This is a genomic window from Micrococcus antarcticus (assembly GCF_044872765.1).
In the GTDB taxonomy this organism is placed as follows: Bacteria; Actinomycetota; Actinomycetes; order Actinomycetales; family Micrococcaceae; genus Micrococcus.
The window spans coordinates 454,276-476,730 of the sequence record NZ_CP085253.1 but is presented as its reverse complement, the minus strand read 5'-3'; the positions used below and the strand labels follow the sequence as shown (position 1 = coordinate 476,730).

17 protein-coding genes and 1 tRNA gene are annotated in these 22,455 nt (G+C 75.3%); 6 read left to right on the top strand and 12 right to left on the bottom strand.

Annotated elements, in window-relative coordinates:
• Window positions 1-71: 71 nt before the first annotated feature.
• From dop to LG274_RS02220, 5 genes are read right to left on the bottom strand one after another with little or no spacing between them, the layout of a single operon-like run.
• Window positions 72-1,802: a depupylase/deamidase Dop gene (gene dop / locus LG274_RS02240; RefSeq protein WP_404465122.1), complete on the bottom strand. Its 1,731-nt coding sequence runs from the start codon at window positions 1,800-1,802 to the stop codon at window positions 72-74.
• Entirely contained in the window at window positions 1,799-3,559 is a 1,761-nt protein-coding gene (gene arc, locus LG274_RS02235) for a proteasome ATPase (protein WP_298710952.1), read from the bottom strand. The genes dop and arc overlap by 4 nt, the downstream gene beginning before the upstream one ends.
• A complete protein-coding gene (locus tag LG274_RS02230) occupies window positions 3,556-4,671 on the bottom strand; it encodes a tRNA (adenine-N1)-methyltransferase (protein ID WP_298710949.1) in 1,116 nt (371 codons plus the stop codon). Before LG274_RS02230 ends, arc begins: the two co-directional genes overlap by 4 nt.
• Window positions 4,668-5,828, bottom strand: coding sequence for a site-2 protease family protein (locus tag LG274_RS02225; RefSeq protein WP_404465119.1), 1,161 nt, complete (start codon window positions 5,826-5,828; stop codon window positions 4,668-4,670). Before LG274_RS02225 ends, LG274_RS02230 begins: the two co-directional genes overlap by 4 nt.
• Window positions 5,825-6,535, bottom strand: a complete 711-nt coding sequence (locus tag LG274_RS02220; RefSeq protein ID WP_404465117.1) for an HAD family hydrolase — start codon at window positions 6,533-6,535, stop codon at window positions 5,825-5,827. Before LG274_RS02220 ends, LG274_RS02225 begins: the two co-directional genes overlap by 4 nt.
• Window positions 6,536-6,651: 116 nt before the next feature.
• Here LG274_RS02220 and LG274_RS02215 point away from each other — a divergent pair, with 116 nt between their 5' ends.
• On the top strand, window positions 6,652-7,611 hold the full coding sequence (locus LG274_RS02215; protein ID WP_404465115.1) for a PAC2 family protein: 960 nt from the start codon (window positions 6,652-6,654) through the stop codon (window positions 7,609-7,611).
• 10 nt (window positions 7,612-7,621) lie between these two features.
• Here LG274_RS02215 and mshC read toward each other — a convergent pair whose 3' ends face one another.
• From mshC to LG274_RS02200, 3 genes are all read right to left on the bottom strand, one after another.
• Window positions 7,622-8,905 (bottom strand): cysteine--1-D-myo-inosityl 2-amino-2-deoxy-alpha-D-glucopyranoside ligase, encoded by a 1,284-nt coding sequence (gene mshC, locus LG274_RS02210; protein WP_404465113.1) that lies wholly within the window; start codon window positions 8,903-8,905, stop codon window positions 7,622-7,624.
• A gap of 53 nt (window positions 8,906-8,958) precedes the next feature.
• On the bottom strand, window positions 8,959-9,792 hold the full coding sequence (locus tag LG274_RS02205) for an undecaprenyl-diphosphate phosphatase (RefSeq protein WP_366370590.1): 834 nt from the start codon (window positions 9,790-9,792) through the stop codon (window positions 8,959-8,961).
• Window positions 9,793-9,872: 80 nt separating this feature from the next.
• Window positions 9,873-10,097, bottom strand: coding sequence for a hypothetical protein (locus LG274_RS02200; RefSeq protein WP_248115527.1), 225 nt, complete (start codon window positions 10,095-10,097; stop codon window positions 9,873-9,875).
• Window positions 10,098-10,185: 88 nt separating this feature from the next.
• Here LG274_RS02200 and LG274_RS02195 point away from each other — a divergent pair, with 88 nt between their 5' ends.
• Window positions 10,186-10,425 (top strand): DUF5703 family protein, encoded by a 240-nt coding sequence (locus LG274_RS02195; protein ID WP_298710935.1) that lies wholly within the window; start codon window positions 10,186-10,188, stop codon window positions 10,423-10,425.
• A 28-nt stretch (window positions 10,426-10,453) separates the two neighbouring features.
• Here the strand turns inward: LG274_RS02195 and LG274_RS02190 are convergent, their stop codons facing one another.
• Window positions 10,454-11,794, bottom strand: coding sequence for a M20/M25/M40 family metallo-hydrolase (locus LG274_RS02190; RefSeq protein ID WP_404465110.1), 1,341 nt, complete (start codon window positions 11,792-11,794; stop codon window positions 10,454-10,456).
• A gap of 118 nt (window positions 11,795-11,912) precedes the next feature.
• Here LG274_RS02190 and LG274_RS02185 point away from each other — a divergent pair.
• Window positions 11,913-11,996 (top strand) — tRNA-Leu (locus LG274_RS02185).
• Between the two features lie 137 nt (window positions 11,997-12,133).
• Window positions 12,134-15,553 (top strand): 4-alpha-glucanotransferase, encoded by a 3,420-nt coding sequence (gene malQ, locus LG274_RS02180; protein ID WP_404465108.1) that lies wholly within the window; start codon window positions 12,134-12,136, stop codon window positions 15,551-15,553.
• Between the two features lie 70 nt (window positions 15,554-15,623).
• Here malQ and LG274_RS02175 read toward each other — a convergent pair whose 3' ends face one another.
• From LG274_RS02175 to LG274_RS02165, 3 genes are all read right to left on the bottom strand, one after another.
• Window positions 15,624-16,514: a MaoC/PaaZ C-terminal domain-containing protein gene (locus LG274_RS02175; RefSeq protein ID WP_298710926.1), complete on the bottom strand. Its 891-nt coding sequence runs from the start codon at window positions 16,512-16,514 to the stop codon at window positions 15,624-15,626.
• 2 nt (window positions 16,515-16,516) lie between these two features.
• The gene (locus LG274_RS02170) at window positions 16,517-17,875 is read right to left on the bottom strand and encodes a 3-oxoacyl-ACP reductase (protein ID WP_298710923.1); all 1,359 of its coding nucleotides are present in this window, start codon (window positions 17,873-17,875) and stop codon (window positions 16,517-16,519) included.
• A gap of 120 nt (window positions 17,876-17,995) precedes the next feature.
• Entirely contained in the window at window positions 17,996-19,330 is a 1,335-nt protein-coding gene (locus tag LG274_RS02165; RefSeq protein ID WP_248115521.1) for an acetyl-CoA C-acetyltransferase, read from the bottom strand.
• Window positions 19,331-19,493: 163 nt separating this feature from the next.
• Between LG274_RS02165 and LG274_RS02160 the strand changes: the two genes are divergently transcribed.
• The gene (locus LG274_RS02160) at window positions 19,494-20,180 is read left to right on the top strand and encodes a TetR/AcrR family transcriptional regulator (RefSeq protein ID WP_404465105.1); all 687 of its coding nucleotides are present in this window, start codon (window positions 19,494-19,496) and stop codon (window positions 20,178-20,180) included.
• Window positions 20,177-22,330, top strand: coding sequence for an acyl-CoA dehydrogenase (locus LG274_RS02155; RefSeq protein WP_404465103.1), 2,154 nt, complete (start codon window positions 20,177-20,179; stop codon window positions 22,328-22,330). The genes LG274_RS02160 and LG274_RS02155 overlap by 4 nt, the downstream gene beginning before the upstream one ends.
• Window positions 22,331-22,455 lie beyond the last annotated feature (125 nt).

The window sequence follows — 22,455 nt, the reverse complement described above, 5'->3', positions numbered from 1 at the left end:
GGGACGGGACGCACTCCAGCGTGTTCGCGGCGCCCCGTCGGGTCAATCGGTGACGGGCGGCCGCGCGTCCTTCACTCCCCGAAGAGCGGCACCAGCGTCGTGACCAGCTCGTCCGGGGTGGGCAGGCGCGCCGCGCCCGATCCCGCGTCCTCCCACCATCCCGGGAGATCGTCCGCGGCGCCCACGAGCGGCTCCGCGAGGCGCAGGCGGTGGAGCCGGCCCTCCTCCGCGGGCCGCAGCAGCACGGAGTCCCATGCCGCCCCGACCACCTGCGTGGCGTGGTGGCGCACCAGGTTCCCGCGCGTCCACGCCCGGGTGCTCCGCGGCGGGGCGACGACGGCGGCCGCCACCTCGGCCTCGTCGGCCAGCTCCCGCAGTGCGCCGGCGGCGACGAGGCGCCGGTGCAGGGACTTGGCGGGGCGCAGGTCGGCGTACTGCAGGTCCACCATGGCCAGGCGCGGGTCGGTCCAGTCGGCACCGGAGCGGGCGCGCATGCCCTCCAGGAGGCGCAGCTTGGCGGCCCAGTCGGCACGGTCGGCCAGGGAGAGCGGGTCGGCCGCGGCGTCGCTCAGGTCCTCGCCCCACGCGGTGAGCACCGCGGCGGTCTCGGCGTCGTCCACCCCGAAGCGGGCGCAGTGCGCCTCCGCGGCGCGGTGATAGGCCCCGAGGATCTGCAGGCCGGTCCACGCGTGCCGGACCCACGCGCCGCCGTCGACGGCCCCGTCCCCCGCCCACTCCCGCAGCGGCACGGTGGCCGTCAGCGTGGGGTCGTGGCTGATGGTCTGCAGCGCGGCCACGGGGTCGTCGAGGACGAGCCGCGGCGCGGTCCCGGCCTCGGCCGTCGCGAGCACGAGGGCGGTCATGCCCATCCGCAGCCACGTGGCGTGCTGGCTCAGGGTCGCGTCGCCGATGATCACGTGCAGGCGCCGGTACGCGTCTCGGACGGCGTGCGGCTCGTCGCGCGTGTTGACGACGGGCCGGTGGATGGTGGTCTCCAGCCCGACCTGCTCCTCGAAGTAGTCCGCGCGCTGGGAGAGCTGGAACCCGGGCTGCTCCCCCGCCTCCCCCAGGCCCACGCGGCCGGCGCCCACGAGCACCTGGCGCGCGGCGAAGAACGGGAGGAGCACGGCGGCGAGCTCGTCGAAGTCCAGGGCCCGGGCCACGAGGTAGTTCTCGTGGGCGCCGTAGGAGCGGCCCTTGCCGTCCACGTTGTTCTTGTACACGAGCACCTCGGGGTGGCCCTCCCCGGCGCCGATGTGCTCGGCGGCGGCCTGGGCGATCCGGTCGCCCGCGGCGTCCCACACCATGGCGGCGCGCGGCGAGGTGGTCTCGGGCGAGGAGTACTCGGGGTGCGCGTGGTCCACGTACCACCGCGCGCCGTTGGTGAGCACGGTGGAGAGCAGCAGGTGCACGGGCTCGCCGTCCGGGCCCACGAGCGCCTGGTCGGTGAGCTGGGAGGGGTGGGCGGCGGAGCGGGGCATGCGCCAGCCGCGCGCGTCCACCAGGGGCGATTCGCCCGTGTAGTCCCACTCTGTGCCGGCCACGGCCGAGCCCGTCCGCGTCGCCAGGTCCGCGTACGCGTTGACCAGCTCGGTGGAGAGCACGCTGTGGTGCGCACCGGGGTTGGCCGGCGCGTGGATGCCGAACTCGGTCTCCGTGCCCATCACGCGGTGCACGCCCCACCCGGCGGCGTCGCGGCGGTGCGGGGGCGCCGCCAGGTCCGCCGGGAACAGCCGCCGCTGACCCGCGAACGCGGGCGCGGCCGACGTCGAGGGGCCCGCCGGGCCCTGCCGCCCGCTCACGCCCCGGCCTCCCCCGCCGGGCCGGCCCCACGCCCGGGCCCCCGCAGCATCCTCAGGCGGGTCAGCGCCGGGCCCCGCCAGCCAGAGGTGCGCGCCCACTCGGCGGGCGCGGCCGTGGAGAGCAGGTCGGTCTGGTCCTCGAGCACGCCGTCGACGGCCTCGAGCAGGTGTGCGGCGCGCAGGCCGCGCGCGGAGGGGTCCTGGTCCGCGCCCAGCAGGTCCCGCACCGCGTGGCGCTTGGCGCGGTCCACCACGTCCGCGACCACGGCGCCCGAGACCAGGTCCGCCAGATGCAGCACGGTGACCGCGCCAGAGGCGTCCGTGAGCTCGGCCAGCGCGGTGCGGGGGCCGCGCTCGTAGAGGGCCGTGACGGCGGCGGAGATGAGCTCCTCGCGGGCGGACTCCGCGTCCCCGGCGGCGGCCGTCTCCTCCGGGTGCAGCGGCACGTCGTCCGTGAGGTGGCGCGCCATGATGTCGACGGCGCCGCGCGCGTCCGGGCGGTCGACGCGGATCTTCACGTCGAGGCGTCCGGGACGCAGGACGGCGGGGTCGATCATGTCCTCGCGGTTGGACGCGCCGATCACGATCACGTTGTCCAGGGACTCCACGCCGTCGATCTCGGCGAGCAGCTGGGGGACGATCGTGGTCTCCACGTCCGAGGAGACGCCCGCGCCGCGCGTGCGGAACAGGGACTCCATCTCGTCGAAGAACACGACCACGGGGAAGCCCGCCGCCGCCTTCTGGCGGGCGCGGTCGAAGATCACGCGGATCTGCCGCTCGGTCTCGCCCACGTACTTGTTCAGCAGCTCGGGCCCCTTGATGTTGAGGAAGTAGGAGCGCTCCCCGTCCGCCGAGCGTGCCGAGAGGGCGCGCGCGACCGCCTTGGCCAGCATGGTCTTGCCCGTGCCGGGCGGGCCGTAGAGCAGGATGCCCTTGGGCGCGCGCAGGCCGTGCTCGCGGTAGAGGTCGGGGTGCAGGAACGGGATCTCCACGGCCTCGCGGATCCGCTCGATCTGCGGGCCCAGGCCGCCGATGTCCTCGAACGAGGTGTCCGGCACCTCCTCGAGCAGGACCTCGTCCACGTCGGAGAGCGGCACCGCGCGCAGGGCCCACTCGAGGCGGGCGTCCACGGCGACGGCGTCGCCGTGGCGCAGCTCGACGCCCTCGAGCGCGGGGGCGCGCCGGACGACGCGCTCCTCGTCGGCCGCGCCGGCGAGCACGAGCCCGCCGTCCGGCAGCGCCTCCTTCACGCGCAGCAGCTGGCCCGCGTGCGTGGTCGGCCCGATGCCCACCACGGTGCTGGAGTCGTCGAGCAGCACGGTGGAGCCGGGCGCCAGGCTCTCCGGGTCCAGGAGCGGGGAGACGGCGACGCGCAGGCGGCGGCCGTTCTGCACCACGTCGGCGCCGCCGCGCACGATCGCGCCGGTCTCCACGCCGGCGTGGGGCGGGCGCGGGGCGTGCACGGCCTCGAGGGTCGCGAACGTGAAGGGCGCGTGCGTCGTGGCGTCCAGGGTCTCCTTGAGCGTGGTGATCTCCGCACGCGTGGCCTCGAGCAGCTCGACCATGCGGCGGTTGTTGCGCGCCGCGGCGTCGGTCTGCGCCTGGGCGGCGCGGCGGCGCTCGCTCAGCTGCGCGGCGTGGCGCTGCGCCGAGTCCAGCTGGTGCCGCAGGCGCTCCGCCTCGGCCTGGGACTGGCGCAGCAGCTCCTGGGCCTCCGCGAGGCGGCGGCCGTCGTCGGCCGCGGAGAGCGCGCTCACGCCTCCGGCCCTCCCGCGTCCGGCGCCGGCGTGGACGCGGGCGGCGCCACCTGCCCCGTGGACAGGTCCGGGAACGCGTCCGGGTCGCTGCCCGGGGTCTGGGCCTCCTTGGCGCGGCGGGCCATGAGCCGCGCCTCCTTCGCGGCCTTGCGGGCCTTCTTGTCCGTCACGGGCCGCTCGCCGAGGGCCTGCGGGGTCCAGCGCGACTCGTCCGAGGGCTGCCACGCCTCGACGTCCACCGCCTTGAACTCGGACACCTTGGAGCGCTTCTTCAGCAGCAGCGCCTCCTCCCCGGTCGCGAGGCGACGGGCGGTGAGGAGGAAGCCCGTGTGGGCCACCATGCGGTGGTCCGGGCGCACGGCGAGCCCGTCCAGGTGCCAGCCGCGCACGAGGGTCTCGTTGGCCTGCACCTCGGTGAACTTCCCGGAGTCGCGGATGGCCTCGGCCACGCGGGAGAGCTGGGTGGCGGTGGCCACGTAGTTCAGCCACACGCCGCCGGGGGCGAGCACGGTGGCCACGGCGTCGAGGCACTCCCACGGGGCGAGCATGTCCAGGACCACGCGGTCCACCGAGCCGGGCTCGTGGACGTGCAGCATCTCCTCCTGGGCGTCGCCGAGGTGGATCGACCACGCGGGATGCTCGGCGCCGAAGAAGGACTCCACGTTGGCGCGCGCGATGTCCGCGAACTCCTCGCGCCGCTCATAGGAGTGGAGCCGGCCGCCGTCGCCGACGGCGCGCAGCAGCGAGCACGAGAGGGCGCCCGAGCCGACGCCGGCCTCCACCACCACCGCGCCCGGGAAGATGTCCGCCTGCTGCACGATCTGGCCGGCGTCCTTGGGGTAGACCACGGTGGCCCCGCGCGGCATGGAGAGCACGAAGTCGTTGAGGAGGGGGCGCAGCACCTGGTACTCCTGCCCCGCGGAGTTCGGCACCACCACGCCCTCGGAGCCGCCGATCAGCTCGTCGTGCCGCAGCACGCCCTGGTAGCTGTGGAACTCCCCGCCCGGAAGCAGGGTGATGGTGTTCAGGCGGCCCTTGGCGTCCTTGATCTGCACGCGCTCTCCGGCCCGCAGGGGGCCTCGTCGACTGCTCACGCCGGTGGGTTCGGTCATGCTCGGTTCTCCTTCGCAGAGGGGTCGTCCGTGGAGTGCCGCGTCGCGTGGACGGCGGCCAGGAGGGTGTCGCGCGGGAGCACGGAGGCCACGCCGTCGCGGGCGTCCGTGAGCACGCGCACGGGGAGGTCGGGCTCGCCGAGGCGGGCCACGAGGTCGGCGCCGGAGGCGGGGAGATCGGCGCGGCGCACCACGGCGCCGGGTGCGAGCGCGGTGCATGCCGCGCTCACGGGGGTGCGCTCGAGCTCGTCGGCCGGGCGGTGCACCACGGCCGTCAGGTCGAGCACGCCGCGGGGCGTGCCGGTGGCGTCCACGGCGACGGCGGCCCGGCGGCCGCCGTCGGCCAGCCGGAGCGCGTGCGCCACCGAGCCCTCGGCGGGGACGGCCACCGCGGGGATCTCGAGGGAGGCCAGCGTGAGCACGGCGAGGCGGCCGCCCCACCGCCCGCGCTCGACGGACGCGCCGGCCCCCCGCCACAGGATCACGCCCACCCACGCGAGCAGGAGGGACATCAGCAGGTCGGACCGCTGCCCGCGCAGCAGCGGGCCCGCGAGCGCGGCGCCCACCAGCAGGACGGCGATCGCGCGCCCGGACCAGCCCGCCGCCACGAGGCCGCGGTCCCGGGAGCCGGTGGAGGCCCACACGGCGGACTCGACGAGCCGGCCGCCGTCCAGGGGCATGCCCGGCAGCGCGTTGAACGCGGCCAGCAAGAGGTTGGCCCACACGGTGATGTCCAGGAGGAGCCCGGCCACGGAGGCCGTGGGCAGCGTCAGTGCGGCGAGCCACGCAAGGCCGGCCACCGCCAGGTTGGCCAGGGGCCCGGCCATCGCGGTGGCCACCGTCCCCCACGGCCCGGCCTGCGGGCCGCGGAACTGGGTGTGCCCGCCCCACAGCGTGAGCACGATCTCCTCCGCGCGGTCCCCGAAGGCCCGCCCGACGACGGCGTGGGCGATATCGTGCGCCAGCACGGAGAGCGCGAGCAGCACGGCGTAGCCGAGGGCCACCGCGTAGGCGCCCGCCCCGAGGTGGGGCAGGGCGCGCTGGATCTGCGGCCCGAAGGTGAGGACCACGAACGCGGCCACGAGGGCCCACGTCCAGGAGAGGTAGACCGGGGCGCCCGCCGCGCGGCCGATGGGCAGGCCGGGCCGGCGGGTCATCCGGCTCCGCCTGGACGCGCGGATCGGACGGCCGCGAGGTCGGCGAGCGTCCGCCCGGCCAGGGTGTCCCACTGCACGGTCGCGGCGCCGGGGGGCAGCGGGAGCACGCTGGGCACGCCCACCGTGGGCAGGCCGGCGGCCATGGCCGCTCCCACGCCCACGGGCGAGTCCTCCACCGCCACGCAGTCGGCGGCCACGAGGCCGGGCCGCAGCTCCCCGAGGCGGGCGAGGGCCAGGGCGTAGGCCTCGGGATCGGGCTTGCCCCGCGTCACCTGGTCGCCGGCGACCACCACGGCCAGCGCCCCGCCCGGAGCGCGCTCGGCCAGCACGCGGGCCAGCGGCGCGTGGGACATGGTCACGAGCGCCCCGGGCACGCCGGCGGCCGCCTGCTCGCGCAGCAGCTCGAGGGCGCCGGGCCGCCACGGCACCCGCTCGACGACGCCGCGCGCCACCTCCGCCATGGTCCGCTCGATGATCTCGGGGACCCCGAGGCGGATCCCGGCCTCCTGCAGGTGGCGGGCGCCCACGTCCAGGGGCCGGCCCACGAGGGAGGCGGCGAGCTCGTTCGACCACGTGCCGCCGTGCTCCGCCATGAGGCGGCGCTGGGCGGCGTTCCACAGGTGCTCGGTGTCCACGAGGGTGCCGTCCATGTCCCACAGCACGGCGGCGGGCGTCTCGCGGGGAGGCAGGGGGGCGGCGTCGGGCATGCGTCCATCCTATTGGAGGGCGTCGACGGGCCGCGGGCACGGGCCGTGCGCCGCCCCTCGGGCCGCTGCGCGGCGAACCGTGACCCCCCTCGGCTCCCGTGCGTAGGGTGACGGTCATGACCGAATCCCCCGCCGCCCCCGCCGAGGACCAGCCGGACGACGCGCTCGGCGCCCTGCGCACGCACCTGACCGCCACGGTGGAGGAGCTCGAGGCCGGGCGCCGCGCCCCCACCGTCCTGCTCCTGGCGTTCCAGGGGTGGAACGACGCCGGGGAGGCGGCGACGGGCACGCTGGAGGCGCTGCGGCAGCAGTGGGACGCCGCTGAGCTGGGACGCGTGTGCGAGGGCGAGTACTACGACTACCAGGTGGCCCGTCCCCACGTGCGGCGCGACGCCGACGGGCTCGGCACCCTGGAGTGGCCCGCGATCCGGCTGCACGTCGCGGCTCTCGACGCCGCGGGGCGCCCCGTGGCCGAGGAGGAGGCCCCCGCGGACGGGGTGCGCGTCCTGCTGGCCAGCGGCGTCGAGCCGAACGTGGGCTGGCGGGCCTTCACGGCCGAGCTGTTCGCGTGGGCGGCGCGGGAGCGCGTGGACGCCGTGGTGACCCTGGGCGCCCTGCTGGCGGACGTGCCCCACACGCGCCCGCTCCGGGCGCGCCCGACCTCTCCGCTCGTGGACGTGCGCGTGGCCGTCGGCGCGGAGCGGCCCACCTATGAGGGGCCCACGGGGATCGTCGGCGTGATCGGCGACGAGGCGGCCCGCCGCGGGTTGCCGAGCCTCGCGCTGTGGGGCGCCGTGCCGCACTACGTGGCCCAGGCGCCCTCCCCCAAGACGCTGCTGGGCCTCGTGGAGGCCGTCGAGGACCTGCTCCACGTCACCGTGTCCACCCACGAGCTGGAGGACGACGCCCACGCGTGGCAGCGCGGCGTGGACGAGCTCGCCGCCGAGGACCCCGACGTCGCCGCCTACGTGCGCCAGCTCGAGCAGGCGCAGGACGCCCAGGAGCTGCCGGAGGCCTCCGGCGAGGCGATCGCCCGGGAGTTCGAGCGCTACCTGCGCGGCCGGCACGGCCGCTGAGCGCGGCGGCTCAACGCAGGCGCAGGCCCAGGAGCGCGTCGGCCACCGTGGCGACGTCGAGGGGTGCGGGGGCGTCCTCTGCGGCGCCGGCGTCGCGGAGCCCGGGCAGGGAGCCGTCCGCCCACGCGTCGAGCACGCGGAGCGCGGCGGGCGCGTCGAGGTCCTCGGACAGCGCGGCGTGGGCGGCCTGCAGCACCGCCGCCCCGGCCGCGGCGTGGGGGCCGTCGAGGGCGGCGCGCCACGCGGCCACGCGCTCCTGAGCGGCGGAGAGCAGGTCCTCGGACCACTCCCAGTCGCTGCGGTAGTGCTGCGAGAGGATCGCCGCGCGGATCGCGACCGGCTCCACCCCCCTGGCACGCAGTCGAGAGACGAGCTCGAGGTTGCCGAGGGACTTGGACATCTTCTGCCCGTCGAGGGCCACCATGCCCGAGTGCACGTAGGTGTGCGCCAGGGGCTGGCCGTCCGCCGCCGTCGCGTGGGCCGCGGAGAACTCGTGGTGCGGGAAGCACAGGTCGGAGCCGCCGCCCTGGACCGTGAACGGGGCGGGCAGGTGGGCGCGCGCGATGACGGAGCACTCGATGTGCCAGCCGGGCCGGCCGGCCCCGAGCGCGCCGGCCTCCCACGAGGGCTCGCCCGCGCGGTGCACACGCCACAGCAGGGGGTCGAGGGGATGGCGCTTGCCGGGACGGGCCGGGTCCCCGCCGCGCTCGGGGAAGACCTCGTCCATCTGCGCCCGCGTCATCGCGCTCACGGAGCCCAGCGTCCAGCCCCCCGCGGCCTGCGCCGCCTCGACGTCGAAGTACACGTCCCCGTCCGGGCCGCCGTCGACCCCGGGAACGCGGTAGGCGACGCCGGCGTCGAGCAGGGCCGTCACGCCGTCGACCACGAGGTCGATCGCCTCGGTGGCGCCCACGTAGTGGTCCGGCGCGAGGACGTTGAGCGCGGCCATGTCCGCGCGGAACAGGTCCGTCTGCTCACGGGCGAGGTCCCGCCAGTCGACGCCCGTGGCGGCGGCGCGCTCGAGGAGCGGATCGTCCACGTCGGTCACGTTCTGCGTGTAGGCCACCTCGATCCCGCACGCGCGCCAGTACCGCTGCAGCAGGTCGAAGGCGACGTAGGTGGTGGCGTGGCCCAGGTGCGTGGCGTCGTAGGGGGTGATGCCGCACACGTACAGGGAGGCGTGCCCGGCGTCGTTGCCGGGGTGGCGCAGGCCCTGCGTGGCCGTGTCGAGGACCCGCAGTCGGTCCGGCTGGGCGGGCAGGGCGGGCGGCGCGGGGGTGCTCCAGGACTTCACGGTGCTCCTCGGGGACGGCGATGACGGGCGGGTGCGCGGGGCGGGCGCGCGGCTCAGGCGGAGATCAGCCCGGTGCCGAGCATCGCGTAGAGGGCGAGGCCGAGGGCCACGCGGTACCACACGAACGGCATGTACGAGTTGGTGGAGATGAACTTCATGAGCCAGGCGATCACCGAGTAGCCCACCACGAACGCGATCACGGTGGCCACCAGCGTCTCCCCGCCGCCGTAGGGACCGGACTGGCCGGGCTCCGTGAGCGCGGAGAACAGCTTGTAGAGGCCGGAGGCGAACACGGCCGGGACGGCCAGCAGGAACGCGTAGCGGGTGGCGGCCTCGCGGGTGTAGCCCATGGCCAGGCCCGCGGTGATGGTGCCGCCCGAGCGCGAGACGCCGGGGATGAGGGCGAGCGCCTGGGCGAAGCCGAAGAGGATGCCGTCCTTGACGGTGAGCCGCTCGATGGGCGTGGACTGACGGCCGAGGCGGTCGGCCAGCGCCAGCAGCACGCCGAACACGATCAGCATGGTGGCGGTGATCCACAGCGAGCGGAACTCCGTGTCGATCCAGCTCTCCAGGAGCAGCCCGAGGATCGCGATGGGCAGCGAGCCGAGGATGATGAGCCAGCCCATGCGGGCATCCGGGTCGCTGCGGGGCACGCGGCCGGTCAGCGAGCCGGACCATCGTCCGATGATCCGGACGATGTCCTTCCAGAAGTAGATCAGCACGGCCAGCTCGGTGCCCAGCTGGGTGATGGCGGTGAAGGCCGCGCCGGGGTCCGACGCCGAGGGCAGGAACTCCCCCACGATGCGGATGTGCGCCGAGGAGGAGATGGGCAGGAACTCCGTCAGGCCCTGCACCAGGCCCAGAATGATTGCTTCGATCCACGTCACGGTGGGTCACTGTACTGCACCGCCCAGGGAGGTCTCCCGGGGCGGTGCAGGGGTTCGCGGCGGTGAGGGGCCGCCAGGACTCAGTCCTGGTCGTCGTCCTCGTCGTCGTCGAAGAGGTCCAGCGGGGTGACCTCTTCGGTGTCCGCGTAGAGGGCGTCCTCGTAGTTCTCGAAGGCGTCCGCCACGGCGAAGAAGGCCGCCTCCACGGTGGGGTCGTCCTCGCCGCGCTTGTTCTGGGCGGCCACGAGGTGTTCGTTCAGGGCGGTGGTCAGGGCCTCCAGGGCCAGGCGGGCGTCAGAGCTCATGGCTGAACGGTAACCCGAGGACGGGCGGTGCGACCAGAGGTGCGCGCACCCGCGCGGCGGGGCCGCGGCGGTCTGCGAGGATGACCGGGTGCGTGAGCAGCTGATGTCCTCGACCCTGGACTCCGTCGCCCAGGGCCAGAAGTGGGAGTACCTCGTCCTCACCGTGGCCCCCGAGGAGTCCCTCGGCGACGCGCGGCGCCGCCTCGTGGAGCACGCCGAGTACGGCCGCTGGGAGCTGCAGCGAGCGGTGCACTACCGCGGCGGGGCCCGGCGCTACTGGCTGCGCCGGCGCGTCATCCGGGTGGCCTCCACGCTCGACCTCGCCTGAGCGGCCCGGTCCGCGGGGCGGCGCGCCGTCAGGGGCGCGGCTCCAGCATGCGCTCGAGGACGCGGCAGCCGAACTCGAGCGCGTCCACCGGCACGCGCTCGTCGATGCCGTGGAAGAGCGAGGTGAACGCGAGGTCCGGGGGCAGGCGCAGCGGGGAGAACCCGTAGCCGGTGATGCCCAGGCGGGAGAGCGACTTGTTGTCCGTGCCGCCGCCCAGCATGAAGGGCAGCACCTCGGCCTCGGGGTCCTCGTGCCGCAGCGCCTCGACCATGAGCTCCACGAGGTCGCCCGAGAACGGGACCTCGAGGCCGATGTCCCGGTGCTCCGGCTCGAACTCCACGTGGGGTCCGGCGAGCTCGGCGAGGGTCGTGAGCGTCTGCTCCTCCTCCCCCGGCAGGGGGCGCACGTCCACCGTGCCCGTCGCCGTGGACGGGATCACGTTGTGCTTGTACCCGGCGGTCATGCCGGTGGGGTTGGACGAGGTGCGCAGCGTGCCGGTGACCCACGTGCGGGCCTGGCCGAGGGCCTCGAGCTGCGGGGCGGGGTCCGTCTCGTCGAACGGGACGCCCATGATCTCGGCCACCTGCTCCAGCAGCTGACGGGTGGTCTTCGTGTAGGTCAGCGGCCACTCGTGGCGGCCGATCCGATCGAGCGCGCCGGCCAGGTGGGTGACCGCGTTGTCCTCGTGCGGGGCGGAGCCGTGGCCCGGAGCGCCGGCCGACCGCAGGTTGAGCCACATCAGGCCCTTCTCCGCGGTCTGCACGAGGTAGGCGCGGGTGCCGGCCACCTCGGTGGAGAAGCCCCCCACCTCGCTGATCGCGTCCGAGCACCCCGCGAAGACCTCCGGGTGGTGCTCCACCATCCACGTCGCGCCGTACACGCCGCCGGCCTCCTCGTCCGCGAAGAACGCGACGGTGAGCGGGCGGCGCGGGCGGCGGCCGGTGCGGGCGAGGTGCAGGAGGACGGAGAGGATCATCGCGTCCATCCCCTTCATGTCCACCGCGCCTCGGCCCCAGACCATCCCGTCCTTCAGCTCCGCGCCGAAGGGATCCACGCTCCACTCGGCGGCCTCGGCCGGCACCACGTCGGTGTGGCCGTGGAGCACGAGGCCGGGGGCGTCTGCGTCCCAGCCCGGCAGGTGCCCGACGACGGAGACGCGCCCGGGTGCGGACTCGAAGAACCGCGGGGTCATCCCCGCCTGCTCCATGAGCCTCCCGCAGAAGGCGGCGGCCTCCGGCTCGCCCACGGACACGTTGCCGCCGCGGTTGGTGGTGTCGATGCGGATCAGGCCGCGGCAGATCTCGACGACGTCGGCCGCGGGGGACTCGGTGCGGGGGGCGGTGGGCTTCTCGGCGGGGGAATCGATCATGGAGTTGAGCCTACCTCCGGGGGTGTGGTACGCTTCTCGGGTTGCTTCGGCGAGGAACGGTGAAAACCGGGACTGGCCGAACGCGAAGGAAACGGTCCGCTCCGGCGGATCGGGATGAGCGCGAGTGGCGGAATTGGTAGACGCGCAGCGTTGAGGTCGCTGTGTTCGAAAGGACGTGGGGGTTCAAGTCCCCCCTCGCGCACAGCTCATCGGACGAAGGGCCCCGGTCACAGACCGGGGCCCTTCGTGCCATCCCGTCCCTCCTTCCCCCTACAGTGAAGGTGCGCGACGGCCCGCCGCCGTCGTCGCTCACCTGACAGGGACGACACGGAGGTTCCGATGGCCGACGATGCCCGCACGCTGCTGCGCCGACTCGCCCGCGCCCACGGGGTGCAGTGGCGATACACGGGACAGGACGGCTCGGACCAGACCGTGCCGGACGACGCCCTCGTGAAGGTGCTCGCGGCCCTCGGGGTGGCGGTCCGCCCGGACGCCGTCGCCGCCCTCACCGAGGCGCTCGACGACGCCGAGCTCGCACCGTGGCGGGACGTCCTGCCTCCCACCGTGGTCACGCGGGCGGGGCACCGGCTCTCCGTGCCCGCCCACGTCTCGGTGGTCGAGGGGCTGAGCGCCCGAGTCGTCACGGAGGCGGGCGCGCCCGTGCCCGTCGCCGTCACCCGGCCGCTGGGCGAGCCCCGCCGCGTGGACGGCGTGGACCTCGTGCGGTGCCACGTGGAGGTCCCCGCAGACCTGCCCCTCGGCTGGCATCGCCTCGAGCTCGACAGCGCCACCGGCCACCACGCCGAGGCCACCCTCGTCTGCGCGCCGGACCGCCTCACCACGGCCGCACCCTTCCTGGCCCGGCGCGGCTGGGGCGTGGCCGCCCAGGGCTACTCCGTGACCTCGGAGCACTCGTGGGGCATCGGGGACATCGAGGACGTCGCGTCCGTGGCGGAGACGGCCGCCGAGCACGGCGCCGACTTCCTGCTCCTGCATCCGCTGCACGCGGTCGACCCCGGCACCACCCCCGCGGACTCCCCCTACTCCCCCGTCTCCCGCCGCTTCCTCACCGCGCTGCTGATCCGCGTGGTGGACATCCCGGAGTTCGCCGGGCTGCCCGCCGCGGAGCAGGAGGAGCTGCGCGCCGCCGGCCGTCGGGTCCAGGAGCGACTGGAGGAGACGGGGCGCATCGATCGTTCCGCCGTCGCCGAGGTCCTGTGGCCCGCCCTGCGCCGCGTGCACTCCGTGCCCCGCACCGCCGAGCGGGAGGCGGCGTTCGCCGCGTTCCGCGCGCGGATGGGGGCGGGGCTGGACGACTTCGCCCTCTGGTCCGCCCTGCGCCTCTCGGACGTGACCGGCCCGGACCCGCAGGACGCCGACTGGACTCCGGAGGGCGAGCGCGCCGCCGCGTTCCGCAGCACGCACGCGGACGAGCTGGACCTGCACCGCTGGGTCCAGTGGATCGCGGACGAGCAGCTGGCCGCCGTCCAGCGCCGCGCGCTCGGCGCGGGCATGCGCATGGGCGTGATGGTGGACCTGGCCGTGGGCGCCACGCGCGGCTCGGCGGACGCGTGGATGCTCGGGGACGTGCTCGTGCCCGGGATGTCCGTGGGCGCCCCGCCGGAGGTCTTCAACCAGCTGGGCCAGGACTGGTCCCAGCACCCGTGGCACCCCCGGCGGCTCGCCGAGACCGGCTACGCCGCGTTCCGGGACATGCTCCGCACCGTGATGGCCCACGCCGGCGGCGTGCGGATCGACCACGTGCTCGGCCTCTTCCGCCTGTGGTGGGTGCCGGAGGGCGCCGGCCCCACGCAGGGCGCGTACGTGGAGTACGACCACGAGGCCATGCTCGCCGTCCTCACCCTCGAGGCGCAGCGGGCCGGCGCCGTGGTGATCGGCGAGGACCTCGGCACGTTCGAGCCGTGGGTGCAGAAGCGCCTCGCGGAGGCGGGCGTGCTCGGCACGAACATCCTCTGGTTCGAGCAGGAGGACGGCGTGCCGGTCCCCCCGGAGCGCTACCGGCGCCTGTGCCTGGCCGCCGTGAACACCCACGACCTCCCCCCGACCGCCGGCTACCTCGAGGGCGTCCACCTGGACCTGCGCGAGGAGCTCGGCCTGTTCACGGGGGACGTGGCCGCGGAGCGGGAGCGCTCGGCCGCCGAGGTGGAGGCATTCCTCCGGGCCGCACGAGACCGCGGCCTCCTCGAGGAGGTCCCGGGCGTGGGCGAGCGGCAGGCCCAGGTCATCGCCCTGCACCGGCTGCTCGCCCAGGCGCCGTCGGCGCTGCAGAGCGTGGCCCTCGTGGACGCCGTCGGGGAGCGCCGCATCCAGAACCAGCCGGGGACCATGCAGGACCAGTACCCGAACTGGACCGTGCCGCTCGGGGACGCCGAGGGCGCGATGCTCCACGCGGAGGACCTGCCCGGCCTGCCGTCGGTGGCCCGCCTCTTCGACGCGGTGGACCGTGAGCTCACGGCCTCCGTGCCCGTGGGGATCGGCGTGGCCTACCACACCTCGCCGCTGGCCCAGCCGGGCCGCGGGGACGCCGGCGGCATGAACGTGTACGTGCGGCAGGCCGCCCTCGCGCTCGCGCGGCAGGGGATGCGGATGCTCCTGTTCACCCGCGCGGAGGAGCCGGTGGACGGCGGCGCACGGATCACGCGTCTGCCCGCGGGCGGACCGACACCGGACGTCCTCGTGGTCGAGCTGGCCGCCGGCCCCGCCCGACCCCTGGACAAGGCAGAGCTCGCCGCGCACACGGACGCGTTCACCGCGGCCGCGCTGGCCTGGCTGCGGGGAGCACGCGAGGCCGAGGGGCTCGCGGAGGCCGAGCGCGTGCGGTTCGTCCACGGGCACTACTGGCTCTCCGCGCCCACGGCCCACGCCCTGGCGCAGGAGATGGATGCCCCTCACCTGCAGACCATGCACACCACCGCGGCCGTGAAGATGCTGCAGGACGAGGGCCACGAGGAGCCCGCCGAACGGATCGCCGCCGAGGCGCGCGTGGTGGAGGAGGCCGACCTCCTCGTGGTGAACTCCCCCGCCGAGGCCGCCGACCTGCGTGAGGTCCTCGGCGTGGACCGCCGGCGCACGCGCGTCCTCTCCCCCGCCGTGGACACCGCGACGTTCACGCCCGAGGGAGCGTCCTGCTGGCCCGGGTCGTCCGGGGCCACGGCCGGCGCCGACGCGGCCGCTCCCCTGCGCGTGCTCTTCGCGGGGCGCGTGCAGGCGCACAAGGGCCCGCAGATCCTCGTCGAGGCCCTCGCCATCCTGCGGGGCCGGCGCGGCGGCGCCGGTGCGGATCCCGGGATCCGGCTGCACCTCAACGGGGCCGCCTCCGGCGGAGAGGGCCTGGACCTCGCCGCCCTGGCCCGCCGGCACGACGTCGCGGACCTCGTCACCGTGTCCGATCCGGTGCCCGCGCCCGCGCTGGCCGAGCAGCTCCGCGCGGCGGACGTCGTCGCGATGCCGAGCCGTTCGGAGACCTACGGCCTCGTGGCCCTCGAGGCGCAGGCGTGCGGCACCCCGGTGCTGGCCCACCGCGTGGGCGGGCTCGTCCACGCGGTGCAGGACGGGCGGACCGGCCGGCTCGTGGCCCCGAACACCGCGGAGGCGTGGGCGGACGCGCTCGAGGGGATCCTCGGGGACCGCGGCGCGTGGGCCGCGATGTCCACCGCGGCCGTGCGCCACGCGCAGAGCCACTCCTGGGACGCGTACGCGGACGGCCTCCTGGACGCCGCGGCGGCCGCGGAGGGCTGATCCCGCTGCCTTGACGACGACGGCGGCCCGGGAGCATCACGCCCCCGGGCCGCCGTCGTCGGTCCTCCCCTCAGGTGAGGGGCCGGATCCCGCCCCGGAAGTGGCGGCGTCCACGCGTGGCGTCCCAGCCCGTCACCTGCGTGACCGCGGGGTCGCGCTCGTACCGGACGGCCACGCGGGCGGGCAGCACCACGGGCGCCTCGAACTCGATGTCCCAGCCGACGCCGGCCTCGGCGGGCTCCCGGCCGTCCAGCATGCGCGCGGCGAGGAGCATGCCGTGGGCGATCGCACCCTTCATGCCGAACAGCGTCGCGCTCGGCCCGGAGAGGTGGATGGGGTTCCAGTCCCCCGAGACGCCCGCGTAGGCGCGGCCGGCCCCCGCCCCGAACGTCCACTGCGCGGTGGGGGCCGCGGGGACGAACTCCTCGCGCACGGGCCGCTCGGGGCGTTCGCCCGTCAGCCACACGCCCTTGGCCAGGTACCGGGAGGAGCCCTCCCACAGCAGCGCGGCCTCCGCGCCGGCGCCCGCCGCGCGCTCCACGCGCACCGCGACGTCCACGGCGGTGCCCGCGTGGTGGGGCACGAGGCCCAGGGCCTCGGCCGCGACCGTCAGCGGCTCGCCCGCGGGGACGGGCCGGTGGTGCTGGACCGAGTTGGAGAGGTGGACCATGCCCGGCAGGGGCAGCGGGAAGTCAGGGGCGGCCATGAGCGCCATCGCCGTCCCGAACACCTGGGTGTGCACGAGAACGGAGGGCAGGTGCGTCGGGTCCGCGGGGCCCACCACCTCGCGCCAGCGGCCGACGACGGCGGGGTCGATCGTCAGGCCCTCCACCTCGATGCGGCGCTCGGGCAGGGTCGTCGGCCGGCGTCGGCGGGTGAGGGCGTCCTGCGCGGCCTGCGCCGCGGCGCGGGCGTACAGGGAGCCGAGGGCGGGGGCCTGCGTGAGCGTCCGGGTCTCCATGCTCAGGCCCCCATGATCGCCTGGCCGCACACCCGCAGGGTGGCGCCGTTGGTGCCGCCGGCCCCGTCCGAGACGAGGTAGGCGATGGCCTCGGCGACGTCCTGGGGACGGCCGCCCTGCTGCAGCGAGTTGAGGCGGCGGCCCAGCTCGCGGGTCGCGAGCGGGATCTTGGCGGTCATCTCGGTCTCGATGAAGCCCGGGGCGACGGCGTTGATCGTGCCCCCGCGCTCGGCCAGCATCGGCGCGGTGGCCGACGTGAGGCCCATGACGCCCGCCTTGGACGCCGCGTAGTTGGTCTGGCCGCGGTTGCCGGCGATGCCGGAGGTGGAAGCCAGGCCGACGATGCGCAGGCCCTCGCCCACGACGTCGCGGGCGTCCTCGGCGAGGAAGGCCGCGTTCATGGCCAGCTGCGAGGACGTGTTCACGGCGAGGACCGAGTCCCAGCGCGCCGCGTCCATGTTGGCGAGCAGCTTGTCCCGCGTGATGCCCGCGTTGTGCACCACGATGTCCATGCGCCCGTGGCGGGTGCGGCAGTGCTCGAGGATCCGGGCGCCGGCGTCGGGGGCGGTGATGTCCAGCGCGAGGGCGGTGCCCCCGAGCTTGTTGACGACACCGGCCAGGGCGTCCCCGGCGGCGGGCACGTCCACGCCCACCACGCGGGCGCCGTCGCGGGCCAGGGTGGCGATGATCGCCGCGCCGATGCCGCGGGCGGCACCGGTGACGACTGCGACCTTGCCCTCGAGCGGGCGGGCCAGGTCCGCGGGGGTCGAGCCGTCCGCGGTGGTGACGGGCAGGAACTGGCCGGAGACGAACGCGGATCGGCCCGAGAGCAGGAAGCGCAGGGCGCCGGCCGCGCCGGGGGCGGTGAGCGGGACGCCGGAGCCCAGGATGAGGCCGTTGGCGGTGCCGCCGCGGCGCATCTCCTTGCCGAGCGAGCGGGTCAGGCCCACCACGCCCTGGCGGGCGGCGCGCGCCGCGGGGTCGGCGGCCACGGAGGGGTCCTCCGGATCCTCGAACACGGTGACCACGCGGGCGCTGGAGCCGAGCTGGCGCAGGGCGGGGCCGAGCTCGAGGGCCACGGCGGAGAGCTCGGACGGGGCACGCACCCCGTCGAAGCACGCGACGACACCGGCCAGGCGGGCGCCCTCGGCGCGCTCGGAGACGACCTGGACGCCGGCGGCGGTGAGCAGCCCGCGGGCCGCGTCGGCGGCGGGGGTGGCGCCGAGCACCAGGACGGTGCCGGTGATCAGCGGCTGGCCGGGCTCGTACCGGCGCAGCTCGACGGGCTGGGGCAGGCCCAGGGCGCCGGTGACGCGCTTGCCCAGGGCGGAGGAGACGAAGGAGCCGTACGGGTCGTTCACGGGGGGACCTCTCAGGTCAGGGGTGTGCTGGAGTGCGGCGGGGTCGGTGCGGCGGGGACCGGCGCCCCGCCGTCGGACGGGCCGACGGCGGGGCGGGTGCTGCGGGTGGTGCCGGGTGGCTCAGCGGCCGCGCAGGAGGGCGACGATGCCCTGGCCGCCGGCGGCGCACACGGAGATGAGGCCGAGGGAGCCCTCGCCCTTCTGGTGCAGCGCCTTGGCCAGCAGGGCCACGATGCGGCCGCCGGTGGCGGCGAACGGGTGGCCGGCGGCCAGCGAGGAGCCGTGCACGTTGAGCTTGGAGCGGTCCACGGTGCCGAAGGCGCCGTCGAGGCCGAGGCGCTCGCGCCCGAACTCCTCGCTCTCCCAGGCCTTCATCGTGGCGAGCACGGTGCCGGCGAAGGCCTCGTGGATCTCGATGAAGTCCAGGTCGTCCAGGGTCAGGCCGTGGCGGGCCAGGAGGCGGGGCACGGCGTACGCGGGGGCCATGAGCAGGCCCTCCTTGCCGTCCACGAAGTCCACGGCACCGTTCTCGGCGTCCACGAACTCGGCGAGCATGGGCAGGCCGCGCTCGGCGGCCCAGTCCTCGGAGGCGAGCAGCACCGCGGAGGCGCCGTCGGTGAGGGGCGTGGAGTTGGCGGCGGTCATGGTCGCCTCGTCGCCGAGCTGGCGGCCGAAGGCGGGCTTGAGCTTGGCCAGCTTCTCCATGGAGGAGTCCGGGCGGAGGTTGTTGTCGCGGGTCAGGCCGCGGAACGGGGTCACGAGGTCGTCCATGAAGCCGGAGTCGTACGCGGCGGCGAGGTTGCGGTGGCTGGCCACGGCCAGCTCGTCCTGCGCCTCGCGGGTGATGCCCCACTGGTGGGTGGTGAGCGCCTGGTGCTCGCCCATGGACATGCCGGTGCGGGGCTCGCTGGCGCCGGCCGGCTCGGGGACGAGCTGGTTGGGGCGCAGCTGGGAGACGGCCTTGAGGCGGTCCTTCAGGGTCTTCGCGGCGTTGAGCTGCATCAGCACGCGGCGGGCGCCGTCGGAGACGCTCACGGGCGAGTCGGAGATGGAGTCCACGCCGCCGCCGATGGCCGACTCGATCTGACCGAGGCGGATCTTGGAGGCGAGGGTGCCCAGGGCCTCCATGCCGGTGGCGCAGGCGACCTGGATGTCTGCGGCCGGGGTGTCGGACGCCAGAGCGGAGCCGAGAACGGACTCGCGGGTGAGGTTGAAGTTCTTGGGGTGCTTGAGCACGGCGCCAGCGGAGACCTGGCCGATGCGCTCGCCCTGCAGGCCGAAGCGGGCCACGAGGCCGTCGAGCGCGGCGGTGAGCATCTCCTGGTTGGAGGCTGTGGCGTAGGCCGTGTTGGCGCGGGCGAAGGGGATGCGGTTGCCGCCCACGACGACGGCGGGGCGCAGGGTGCCGCCCGCGACGGCGGGGCGGGCGGTGGGGGTGTTCGGGGGGGTGGTCACGTCGGGGTCCTCCTGGACGGTGTGGCCTCACCCGCGGGGTGCGCGGCGAGAGGTCGGGGGGTGATCCGGGCGCTGGTGGTGTCGATGGAACTGGGGTGATGGTGGAGCGGCGCGGCCGGGATCGGGGTGACTGAGACGAACGGTACCTGATACAGTCCGTCCTGTGAAGTCACTCACGCCTCCCCCCGTCCTCCGCGACGGTCGCAGCTCCCGGTGGGACCAGCACCGGCTGGACCGCCGCCGCGAGCTGCTCCGCGCCGCGCGGGCCGCGGTCCACGAGCTGGGGCCCGAGGCCTCCATGGAGGACATCGCCACGCACGCCGGCACCTCCAAGTCGGTCTACTACCGGTACTTCGGCGACCGCGCCGGCCTGCGCGTCGCCGTCGCCGAGCGGGTGACCGCCCACATGGAGCGGCGACTGCTCGAGGCGGCGGTCGACCACTCCGACGCCGCCGCCACCCTGCATCGGATGGTCGAGGTCTACCTCAGTGTGGCCGCCACGTCCCCGAACGTCTACGCCTTCGCCGTGTCCGCCCCGGACTCCTCCGGCGCCGCGGCGGGCGTCCTGGACGCCTTCTTCGACCGCGTCCACGCCCTCCTCGCGGAGGGGCTCGCCCAGCACCTCGGGGCGGACGGCGTCCCGCCCGTCGGCACCCCCCTCGGCCTGTGGCCGCGCGCCGCCGTCGGACTGGTGCGGGCCACGGCCGAGACCTGGCTGCGCTCCCCCGAGGACGCGCGCCCCGACGCCGCCGAGCTGGCGGCCTCCATCACCGGCTGGCTGCTCCACGGCCTGCTCGGCGCCCCGACATCCCCCGTCCCGATCCACGCCCACGAAGGAGCGGTCCGATGACCACCACCCGCGACCACAGCCTCGACGCCGTCACCGACGTCCCCCCGTCCCCCACCGACCTGCCCCACGACGTCGCCGAGATCGCCCCCGAGCACCCGCGCCCGGGGTCCCTCGACTCGGCCGTGATCCAGGAGGCGCTCCTGGGCCGCTGGGCCGCGGAGCGCCGTGAGTCCCGCGAACTCGCCAAGGACCCGGCCCTGCACCGCGACCCGCTGCTGGGCATGGACGAGCACCGCCAGCGCGTGTTCGGCCAGCTCGGCATCCTCGTGGACAGCCGCGCCGTCCACCGCGCCTTCCCGGCCGAGTTCGGCGGCAACGACAACCACGGCGGCAACATCTCCGCGTTCGGCGACCTCGTGGTGGCCGACCCCTCGCTCCAGATCAAGGCCGGCGTGCAGTGGGGCCTCTTCAGCTCCGCGATCCTCCACCTCGGCACCGCCGATCACCACCGCCGGTGGCTGCCGGGCGCGATGGACCTGTCCATCCCCGGCGCCTTCGCCATGACGGAGATCGGCCACGGCTCCGACGTCGCCTCGATCGCCACCACGGCCACCTACGACGAGGCCACCCAGGAGTTCGTCATCCACACGCCGTTCAAGGGCGCGTGGAAGGACTACCTCGGCAACGCCGCCCTGCACGGCAAGGCCGCCACGGTCTTCGCCCAGCTCATCACCCAGGGCATCAACCACGGCGTGCACTGCTTCTACGTGCCGATCCGCGACGAGTCCGGGGCGTTCCTGCCCGGCGTCGGCGGCGAGGACGACGGCCTCAAGGGCGGCCTCAACGGCATCGACAACGGCCGCCTGCACTTCACCCACGTCCGGGTGCCCCGCACGAACCTGCTGAACCGCTACGGCGACGTCGCCGAGGACGGCACCTACACCTCGCCGATCGACTCCCCCGGGCGCCGCTTCTTCACCATGCTCGGCACCCTCGTGCAGGGCCGCGTGTCCCTGTCCATCGCCGCGACGACGGCCTCCTTCCTCGGCCTGCACGGCGCCATCGCCTACGGCGAACAGCGCCGCCAGTTCAACGCCTCCAGCCCGGAGCGCGAGGAGGTGCTGCTGGACTACCAGAACCATCAGCGCCGCCTCATCGACCGCCTGGCCCGCGCCTACGCGGACGCGTTCTCCTCCAACGAGCTCGCCGTCAAGTTCGACGACGTGTTCTCGGGCCGCGCGGACACCGACGTGGACCGCCAGGAGCTGGAGACCCTCGCGGCCGCCGTCAAGCCCCTGACCACCTGGAACGCCCTGGACACCCTCCAGGAGGCCCGCGAGGCCTGCGGCGGCACCGGGTTCATGGCCAAGAACCGCGTCACCCAGCTGCGCGCCGACCTGGACGTCTACGTCACCTTCGAGGGCGACAACACCGTCCTGCTCCAGCTCGTCGGCAAGCGCCTCCTGACCGACTACTCCAAGGAGTTCGGCCGCCTCGAGGTCGGCGCCGTGTCCCGCTACGTGGTCCTCCAGGCCTCCGACGCCCTGCACCGCGCCGGCCTGCCCAAGGTGGTCCAGACCGTGGCGGACGCGGGCTCCGAGCGCCGCTCCGCGAACTGGTTCAAGGATCCCGCGGTCCAGCGGGAGCTGCTCGAGGACCGCGTGCGCGCCAAGACGGCGGACATCGCGGGCACCCTCTCGGGCGCCCGAGGCAAGGGCCAGCAGGCCCAGGCCGAGGCGTTCAACACGCGCCAGCACGAGCTGGTCGAGGCGGCGCGCAACCACGCCGAGCTCCTCCAGTGGGAGGCGTTCACCCGGGCCGTGGACGCGATCGAGGACGAGGCCACCGCCACCGTGCTCACCTGGCTGCGCGACCTCTTCGCGCTGCGCCTCATCGAGGACGACCTGGGCTGGTTCGTGGCCCATGGCCGCGTCTCCAGCCAGCGCGCCCGCGCCCTGCGCGGCTACGTCAACCGCCTGGCCGAGCGCCTGCGCCCCTTCGCGCTGGAGCTCGTGGAGGCCTACGGCCTCGAGCAGAAGCACCTGCGCATGGAGGTCGCCACCGACGTCGAGGCCGAGCGCCAGGAGGAGGCCCACCGCTACTTCGAGCAGCTGCGCGCCTCCGGCACCGCCCCCGAGGACGAGAAGGTCCTCCGGGAGCGCCAGCGCAAGGAGGCCAAGTCCAAGGCCTCCCGGCTGCGCCGGTCCTGACCCGCACCCGTCCGCGCCGGTCGCCCGGCGCGGACGGACCGAGGGCCCGGAGATCCCCCAGGGGGGTCTCCGGGCCCTCGGGCGTTCGGGGACGGCGGCGCGCTCCGCCTCGGCCGGGCGGCACA

Coding starts and splice junctions, on each gene's coding strand:
- LG274_RS02225 (WP_404465119.1), bottom strand. CDS start 5,828: ATGACCCGCCGGCCCGGCCTGCCCATCGGCCGCGCGGCGGGCGCCCCG.
- LG274_RS02175 (WP_298710926.1), bottom strand. CDS start 16,514: ATGGAGACCCGGACGCTCACGCAGGCCCCCGCCCTCGGCTCCCTGTAC.
- LG274_RS02200 (WP_248115527.1), bottom strand. CDS start 10,097: ATGAGCTCTGACGCCCGCCTGGCCCTGGAGGCCCTGACCACCGCCCTG.
- LG274_RS02155 (WP_404465103.1), top strand. CDS start 20,177: ATGACCACCACCCGCGACCACAGCCTCGACGCCGTCACCGACGTCCCC.
- LG274_RS02190 (WP_404465110.1), bottom strand. CDS start 11,794: ATGATCGATTCCCCCGCCGAGAAGCCCACCGCCCCCCGCACCGAGTCC.
- malQ (WP_404465108.1), top strand. CDS start 12,134: ATGGCCGACGATGCCCGCACGCTGCTGCGCCGACTCGCCCGCGCCCAC.
- LG274_RS02230 (WP_298710949.1), bottom strand. CDS start 4,671: ATGACCGAACCCACCGGCGTGAGCAGTCGACGAGGCCCCCTGCGGGCC.
- LG274_RS02215 (WP_404465115.1), top strand. CDS start 6,652: ATGACCGAATCCCCCGCCGCCCCCGCCGAGGACCAGCCGGACGACGCG.
- LG274_RS02220 (WP_404465117.1), bottom strand. CDS start 6,535: ATGCCCGACGCCGCCCCCCTGCCTCCCCGCGAGACGCCCGCCGCCGTG.